This is a genomic window from Nocardia sp. NPDC059691 (genome assembly GCF_042733915.1).
In the GTDB taxonomy this organism is placed as follows: Bacteria; Actinomycetota; Actinomycetes; order Mycobacteriales; family Mycobacteriaceae; genus Nocardia; species Nocardia sichangensis.
In genome coordinates this window covers 403,461-409,843 of sequence record NZ_JBHWFB010000002.1, presented here as the reverse complement: position 1 = coordinate 409,843, position 6,383 = coordinate 403,461, and the positions used below count along the sequence as shown (strand labels likewise).

General features: G+C 69.8%; 4 protein-coding genes. All 4 read right to left on the bottom strand.

All coding sequences use genetic code 11. The annotated features are described in order from the left end of the window. Window positions 1-389: 389 nt before the first annotated feature. Entirely contained in the window at window positions 390-1,760 is a 1,371-nt protein-coding gene (locus tag ACFV2O_RS06275) for a GAF domain-containing protein (protein ID WP_356963738.1), read from the bottom strand. Window positions 1,761-1,885: 125 nt separating this feature from the next. After that, complete coding sequence (gene mftG, locus ACFV2O_RS06270; RefSeq protein ID WP_379250575.1) at window positions 1,886-3,337, bottom strand: mycofactocin system GMC family oxidoreductase MftG; 1,452 nt, start codon at window positions 3,335-3,337, stop codon at window positions 1,886-1,888. A gap of 100 nt (window positions 3,338-3,437) precedes the next feature. Beyond that, window positions 3,438-4,838, bottom strand: coding sequence for a mycofactocin biosynthesis glycosyltransferase MftF (gene mftF, locus ACFV2O_RS06265; RefSeq protein ID WP_355074850.1), 1,401 nt, complete (start codon window positions 4,836-4,838; stop codon window positions 3,438-3,440). A gap of 231 nt (window positions 4,839-5,069) precedes the next feature. Next, window positions 5,070-6,380, bottom strand: coding sequence for a mycofactocin radical SAM maturase (gene mftC, locus ACFV2O_RS06260; protein ID WP_356963898.1), 1,311 nt, complete (start codon window positions 6,378-6,380; stop codon window positions 5,070-5,072). Window positions 6,381-6,383 lie beyond the last annotated feature (3 nt).

The window sequence follows — 6,383 nt, the reverse complement described above, 5'->3', positions numbered from 1 at the left end:
CAGAGCCTCCTACTCGGCGGAACAACGGCTGTCCGAACGCTTTCGAGCAGCACGAACAAGCCGCTGCGCCCGGCTGCCCAGCCCGGGCGCATGGCGTCGACCACCACGTGCGATTCGATGAGAGCGCGAGCGGTGCTCGGGCACGCTCGCGCGGAAAGCCGCCAATCCTCCAACGTCATCGCCGTGGAGCGGGCGCCACGGCTATGTCAGCTACGTCACACGGTCGTGATCCGTGCATTGCGAACATTAGGCGCTTCGTTAATAAAAGGGAACAATTTGCACTAAAAACTTCTGGACGCTTGTCCAACGCGGCTACCAGGGCCGGAAGTCCAGGGCAAAGCGTAATGCGCGATCACATTCGACCGCGGCGACGCCGATGGCTGTGCAGACTATGAGCCGAAACGTTGCATTCGCGTTGCATCGGCGCCGAGGCGGCGATCCAGTACCCGGATCTTGGCCTCGATCTGCGCGTACAGCGGCGAGTCACGATCGACCGTGGCCCGGTAGGCCGCCCACGCCGCGGCGTCGTCGCGCCCCTCCGGACACGCGGTCCACCGGCGCAGCACCGCCGGGTCGCCCGAAGCCAGCACCGCGGTGCGCAATCGAACCCGCAGTTCGTCGCGAATGTCGATGATGCCCGGCGCGGTCGAGCGCGGCAGCACCGGCCCGGCATAGAGCCGTAATGCGGAATCGACATCACCGGAGTCGAGCGCCGCGCGCAACGCCTCCACATCGGTTGCGACCGGAACGCGCAAACGGTAAGGCCGCGAACCGAACACGGTCGGACCGACCACCGAACGCAAGCGGGACACGGCCGCGCGGATGGTGCCGTTGTCCAGATCGGTGTCATCGAGCAACAGCGCGAGATGATCGGCGCCGAGTCCCTCCGGATGTTCGGCCAGCAGCAGCAGGATCTCGGCATGCCGCTGCGACAGGGGCACTCGATCATCCGCGACGCTCAGTTGCGGCTGACCGAGGCCGAGCACGTCGAGCGCGAGCCTGCCCGCCGGGTGCGGCTGCGCCGGGTCACGCCTGCCGCGACCGTCGTTCCGACGCTCGCCGGACCGTATCGCGGTGAGCAGCAGGTCCATCTCCGCGGCCGTGGCGGTGGCTTTGATCAGGGCGAGAATCTCCGGCTTGGCCACCCGGACGCCGCCCGCGATCATCAGCACTCCCACCAGCCTGCCGTCCGGATCGTGCACCGGGGCCGCGGCTCCGGTGATCTGGTGCATCCGGTGCAGGAAGTGCTCCGGGCCGTGGATCCACGCGGCGCGCCCGGTGCGCACCACCAGGCCGACCGCGTTCGTCCCGATGCGGCGCTCGCTCAGGTCGTCACCGGCGCGCAGGCCGATCTCCGCGGCGGCCGCGACCTGTTCGTCACCACCGTGCACCGAGAGCACCCGGCCGAACTGATCGGCCACCACGACGATCAAACCTGTTCTGGCCGTGTCCTGTACGAGCAATTTGTCGATCAGCGGCATCAGCGCGGCGATCGGATGTGCCTGGAGATAGCGCTGCAGATCGGCGCCGCGCAGACCGCGGCCGTCGACCGCGTCCATCGGATCGACCCCGCCGCGCAAGCTGCGCAGCCAGGACTCCAGCACGGCGGGACGCAGCAGACCGGCGAGGCGGGCAAGTTGATCGCCACCCGCGCCGAGATATCCGTGCGCCTGCGCGGCGTAGACTTCGAGCGCACCGAGTTGGGCGCCCGGCTCCACGCCCGGCCGTGGGGGTCGCCCACCTGCGATGTTGCTGACCATTTGCCTTTCTTTCCGCCCCAAACTGTACCGGCGCACTCAGGGCGGGACCGACCGATGTTCGGCTTTGTCCGCCAGGTCACACCCGGTGCACATCCCGGCAAATTGTGACCGAACCGTCTTTCACTTCACGAGCACAGGTGTGCGGCCGCCTTTTCCGCGATCACCATGGTCGTGGCCTGCGGTCCACGACCGAGCGGCACCGGCACCACGGACAGATCCACCACGGACAACCCGGTAACTCCGTGCACCCGGCAGCGCTCGTCCACCACGGCGGCCGCATCGTTTTCCCGGCCCATTCGACAGGTTCCGGACAAATGTTGCGAAGTGGCGAGATTCGCGCGTAACCAGGCATCGAGATCCGCGGGCCGCGGAATCGGATCGACCGGCCGCGCGTTCATTCGTCGCAGCAGCCCGCCCGCGGTCGCCACTGCGTCGCGTAATCGGGCGCGATCCTGGTCGGCGGTCAGGTAGCGGTAGTCGATCAGCGGCGCGGCGCCGGGGTCGGCCGACCGCAAGCGGAGCACGCCGGAGGATCGCGGCCGCATCAGTGTGACGCCGAGCCTGCGCACCCCGGGTGTGAACGACACGGCGTACGGCCGGATTTCGACATCGTCCACCTCGAGCACCGTCTCCAGCGGGACGCTCGGCGGTTCGGCCAGGTGCAGCAGATAGGAGATGCCCACTTCCGGATGGTCGCTGAGCCAGGAGCCCACCGGGGCGGCGTGCACGACCGGGATGCCGAGGGGGCGCAGCCGTTCCGGGTCGCCGACGCCGGAGCGCAACAGCAGCGTGGCCGACTCGATCGCGCCCGCGCAGAGCACGATCCGGTCGGCCCACTCGATGCCGCTCTCGCCATCGCGTACGTACTCCACGCCGACCGCACGGGTTCCGTCGAAGCGGATTCGCGTGACCGACGTTTCCCCGGCGACGGTCAGGTTCGGGCGGGCCAGCGCGGGCAGCAGATAGCCGATCGACGGGCCGATGCGCCTGCCTCGGTCGCAATTGCACGGCACCGCGCCCACCCCCGCCCCGCTGCCGGGGGCATTGAGATCGGGCACCTCGGCGAACCCGGACGCGAGGCAGGCCTCCGTGAACGCCGCGCTGACCGGCGAGGGATCCGAGCTGCGCACCACGGGAATCGGGCCGCGGTCGCCGTGCCAGGGCTGTTCGCCGAAGTCGAGGTCACGCTCGATCCGGCAGTAGAGCGGAAGCACGGAATCGAACGACCAGCTGTTCGAGTCGCCGAGCACCCGGCTCCAGGCGTCGAAATCCGCCACCGTGGCACGGACGAAGTAACCGCCGTTGACCGCCCCCGAGCCGCCGATCACCTTGCCGCGCACGATGGTTGCCGGCACCGGCGGGTCGTCGGCGAGGACCACCTCGTAACGCCACAGCCACGGGGCCTCCGGACCGATCGGCAGCGACGCGGCGTCCAGCAACTCGGCGGGCATCGCCTCGCGACTGCTCCACATCCGACCGGCTTCGAGCAGCCGCACCGTGTGCGCCGGATCGGCGCTCAACCGCTCCGCCAGGACACACCCGGCGGTACCGCCCCCGACGATGAGCGTGTCGGCCATTCGGACTCCCGTTCAGTATCTCGGCGCGGTCCGCGTCGCCGGACGGCGGCGCGGCGAGGGTGCGGGCAAGATCCAGGTCATCGCGGGTGATTCGGGTCGATCAACGGGATGGTGTGGTGGGTTTCAGCGCTTCCACGCTGCGCGCGCGGAACGCGCCGAGCCACAGGCCGGTGCCGTAGGCGATGTCGTCGAGGCGCTTGTAGACCGTGTAGCGGACGGGATCGAGGCCGCCCGAGTCGCGGTGGGTGAACCAGTCGGCCAATCCGTCCGCGACGGCCATGGTGATCGCGATGCGCCGCACCCGACGGGAGAAGAACATCGCCAGCACCGTGATCGGCCAGTAATGCCTGCACATCGCCGAGGCCAGACGCCACAGTCCGGCGAAGAAGCCGCGCGCCAGATAGATCGCGGCGATCCGGGTCGAGTTGTCCAGCCCGGCGAAGACGCGGCGCAACCGGGCCAGCGCGGTGATCAGGGTGACGATGCCGCCGAACAGTCCCCACTTGGTGAGCGTCGCGAACAGGAACGCGGCCAGCAGCGTCCAGGACGGCACCGACAGCGGTGACACCGTTCCCGCGTGCCGCTCGCCCAGCGGCGCCGCGCCGGTGCCGTAGAACAGCTTTCGGCCGAACCACGCGCGGAAGCACACCCGGTGGTCGTGCGCCACGTGGGCCGCGGGCTCGTAGCGCAGCCGCCAGCCCGCCCGCTCCAGCCGCCAGCACAGGTCGACGTCCTCGGCGACGTGCATCGACTCGTCGAAGCCGCCTTGTTCCAGCAGCGCCCTGCGCCGCGCCAGCAGCGCCGCGCTCGGCACGTAGGACACCAGCCCGCGCGAATGCACCGCAGCCTCGCGCCTGCCCAGGTCGAGCGAGGAGCGGGTGTGCTCGTAGCGCGCCAGCGCGTTGGACTCCGGGTCCAGCGCGACGATCCGGGGGGCGACCAGCGCCACCCCGGGGTCGCTGAAATGGCCGAGCATCACTTCCAGCCACCCGCTGCGCGGCACCACGTCGGAATCCAGGAATGCGACGAAGTCGGTTGTCGCCGCCCGCAAGCCGGCGTTGCGCGCGGCCGCGGGTCCCTGCTTGCGGTCGTGCCGCAGCACGGTCACCCGGCACCTGGTGCCACGGTTGCGCGGTATCCGCACCGGCTGGTCGGACCCGTCGTCGACCACGATGACGTTGTGCCCGCGCAACGCGGCGAGCAGCCGCGCCAGTCCCTCGGCGTTGTTGTGCAGCGGCACGATGACGGTGACGTCGTCCGGCGAAGGCAGCAGCCGGGGGCGGGGGTTGGCCACTCCGGAGTCGAGCAGCCGTCTGGCAACGACGGCGGACTTCGGGCCGGTCACCTCGAGGTACCCGTCGCCGATCATCTCGGCGGCCTCCGGGGCAAGTCGCAGCAACCTGGCCGGCGAACCGCCGATCAGAACCCGCCCGCCGGAGTATGCGCGTACCCGGGGATCGATCCGCACCCCGAATCCATCGGGCAGGCGATCATGGCGCATTCCTGGCATGCTAGGCGGAGTTTCGCGGGTAGACATCAACAGTCCGGAAAAAACGGCAGATTTCCGGGCGAAACCGGCCCGCCACCGGAACGGCCGCGCGCCGTACCCGATGCCGAGTGTTCGCTCGCACCCGTTTCCCAGCATCCGGCAACGGGGCGGCTATCGCCCGGTCGACGACCGGACGATAGCCACACCCGCGCTCTCAGCATACTTTTGGCAAACTTCATGGCTTCATGCCAGCGGGCTCTCGTCGCAGGCCCGCGCCGGGCGGCGTTCCGGCGTGAATCCGGCCGGGCGCGTCGCGCTCAGCGTCAGCGGAACCGGTCCGCTCTTGCGCCCGCCCGCGCGCGGGGCGACCCGGCGGGAATGGTCGACCGACGAACGCGGGATCATCCGCGCCGTGTCGGCCAGCGCCGCTTCGCCGTACCCCTGGACGCACTCCGGATCAGGCCCGTCGGCGGGCAGCCCGGTGAAGAACTTCGCCGCCATGCAGCCGCCGCGGCAGGCGTCGTAATGGCTGCACGACGCGCACGCGCCGCCGCCACTGGGCTCGCGCAGCTCCCCGAACAGTTCCGAGGATCGCCATACCGCCTCGAAACCGCCGTCGGCCACGACGTTTCCGGCGTGGAACCGATCGTGAATGGCGAACGGGCAGGCATAGACGTCACCCACCGGGTCGACCAGACAGACCACCCGGCCCGCACCGCACATGTTCAGCCCCGGCAGCGCCGCACCGAACGCCGACAGGTGGAAGAACGAGTCGCCGGTGAGCACGCCCTCCCCGTTGCGCAGCAGCCAGTCGTAGAGGACGCGCTGCTGATCGGGCGTGGGATGCAAGTCGTCCCACACGTCCGCACCCCGGCCCGACGGCCGCAACCTGGTCAAACGCAAGGTGGCGCCGTACTTTTCGGCGATGGCGCGGAACTCGTCGAGCTGTGCGATGTTGTGCCTGGTCGCCACCACCGACAGCTTCGCGTCCCGGAAACCCGCCGCGGCGAGATTCTCCAGCGCGCGAATGGCCATGGCGTAGGAGCCAGGCCCGCGCACGGCGTCGTTGACCTCGGCGTCGGCGCCGTCCAGCGACACCTGCACGTCGACGTAGTCACTTGCGGCCAGCCGGGCCGCGACCTCGGGCGTGATCCGCACTCCGTTGGTGGAGAACTTCACGCCCACATGGTGCGCGGTCGCGTAGTCGACCAGTTCCCAGAAGTCCGGGCGCACGGTGGGCTCGCCACCGCCGATGTTCACGTAGAACACCTGCATACGCTCGAACTCGTCGATCAGCGCCTTGCACTGCTCGGTGCTCAGCTCGCGCGGATCCCTGCGCCCCGAAGACGACAGGCAGTGCACGCAGGACAGGTTGCAGGCGTAGGTGAGTTCCCAGGTCAGGCAGATCGGCGCGGCGAGACCGGACTCGAAGCGGTCCACCAGGCGAACCGCCGCGTCCGACGGCGGGACCACCCCCGCCGTCGACGGCGGCGCCGTGGCCGCGCTCGCGACGGAGGGCGCCGTCGGTGCGCCGGCCGGCGCACCGATGATCATGTC